Annotated in this window: 1 protein-coding gene; it reads right to left on the bottom strand. The window is 65.0% G+C overall.

Going from position 1 to position 1856, the window contains the following annotated elements; all coding sequences use genetic code 11:
- Nucleotides 1-104: 104 nt before the first annotated feature.
- Nucleotides 105-1751 (bottom strand): acyl-CoA synthetase, encoded by a 1647-nt coding sequence (locus GTO19_RS13305; protein ID WP_291026749.1) that lies wholly within the window; start codon nucleotides 1749-1751, stop codon nucleotides 105-107.
- Nucleotides 1752-1856: the final 105 nt, after the last annotated feature.

Below are 1856 nucleotides of genomic sequence, written 5' to 3'. Positions count from 1 at the left end.
GCACACAAGGGCAATGCCGTACTCGTTTGTGGCTCTACTACGGTGAAATATCCGGGCTAGCGCTTACCCAGCAAGCGCTGGCAGCTATCATTTTTGCAAGTTCATCACAGGTCGATGGCCGCCGCCGAGCCCGCCTGCTTGCGCAGCTCGAACTTCTGGATCTTGCCGGTGCTGGTCTTGGGCAGCTCGCCAAACACCACCGCGCGGGGCACCTTGAACCCGGCCAAGTGCTTTTTGCAGTGCGCCACGATGTCTTCGGGCGTGGTTTGCGCACCGGCTTTGAGCTCCACAAACGCGCAGGGTGTTTCGCCCCACTTGGCATCGGGCTTGGCCACCACGGCGGCGGCCAGCACGTCGGGGTGGCGATAGAGCACGTCTTCGACCTCGATGGACGAGATGTTCTCGCCGCCCGAGATGATGATGTCCTTGGTGCGGTCCTTGATCTCGATGTAGCCGTCGGGGTGCTGCACGGCCAGGTCGCCGCTGTGGAACCAGCCGCCCGCAAAGGCTTCGTCGGTGGCCTTGGGGTTCTTGAGGTAGCCCTTCATGGCAATGTTGCCCTTGAACATGATTTCGCCCATGGTTTCGCCGTCCTGCGGCACCGGCAGCATGGTCTCGGGGTCGAGCACGCGTACGTCGCGCTCCAGGTGGTAGCGCACACCCTGGCGGGCGTTGAGGCGGGCGCGCTCGCCAATGTCCAGGGCATCCCAGGCCTCATGTTTGGCGCACACGGTGGCGGGGCCGTACACCTCGGTCAGTCCGTACACGTGGGTCAGGTCAAACCCCATCTTTTCCATGCCCTCGATCATCGAGGCCGGCGGCGCGGCGCCCGCCACCATGGCCTTGACGCCTGCGGGCACACCTACTTTCATCGCGGCCGGGGCGTTGACCAGAAGGCCGTGCACGATGGGCGCGCCGCAGTAGTGCGTAACGCCATGGGTGCGGATGGCATCAAAGATGGCTTGTGCGTCCACCCGGCGCAGGCACACGTTGACGCCAGCACGCGCTGCGATGGTCCAGGGAAAGCACCAGCCGTTGCAATGGAACATGGGCAGCGTCCACAAGTACACCGCGTGTTTGGGCATGTCCCACTCCAGCACGTTGCTGATGGCGTTGGTGGCGGCGCCCCGGTGGTGGTAGACCACGCCTTTGGGGTTGCCGGTGGTGCCGCTGGTGTAGTTGAGCGCAATCGCATCCCACTCGTCGGCGGGCAGGCTCCAGACAAAGGCGGCGTCGCCGCTGGCCACAAAGGCGTCGTAGTCGGTGCCGCCCAGGCTTTGCACGGCGGGGCCGTAGAGCGCGTCCTGCACCTCGATCACGCGCAGGGGCGTGGGGGCGGTGCGCAGGGCCAGCGCCTTGGCCAGGGTGCCGGTGAACTCCGGGTCCACGATCACGGCCTTGGCCTCGCCGTGATCCAGCATGAAGGCGATGGCCTCGGGGTCGAGCCGGGTGTTGAGGGTGTTGAGCACGGCGCCCGCCATGGGAACGCCAAAGTGCGCCTCCACCATGGGCGGGGTGTTGGGCAGCATCACGGCCACGGTGTCGTTCTTGCCGATGCCTGCCTTGGTCAGCGCGCTGGCCAGCTGGCGGCAGCGGGCGTAGGTCTGGGCCCAGGTCTGGCGCAGCGTGCCGTGCACGATGGCCAGACGGTCGGGGTAGACCTCGGCCGTGCGTTCGATGAACGACAGGGGCGACAGGGCGGCAAAGTTGGCTTCGGTGCGGGGCAGGTGCTGGTCAAAGATGGAGGTCATGGGTCAGTGCAAGAAGATCAGGCAATAAGGTGAACAAGTGACAGCCTAGCCCGGATATTTCACCGTAGTAGAGCCACAAACGAGTACGGCATTGCCCTTGTGTGC

The sequence above is a fragment of the Hydrogenophaga sp. genome (assembly GCF_011772445.1).
GTDB lineage: Bacteria > Pseudomonadota > Gammaproteobacteria > Burkholderiales > Burkholderiaceae_C > Hydrogenophaga.
This window is presented reverse-complemented; position numbering and strand designations above follow the sequence as displayed.

What these genes read in the sequence shown, in the direction of transcription:
- GTO19_RS13305 (WP_291026749.1), bottom strand. Translation starts at nt 1,751, where the DNA reads ATGACCTCCATCTTTGACCAGCACCTGCCCCGCACCGAAGCCAACTTT.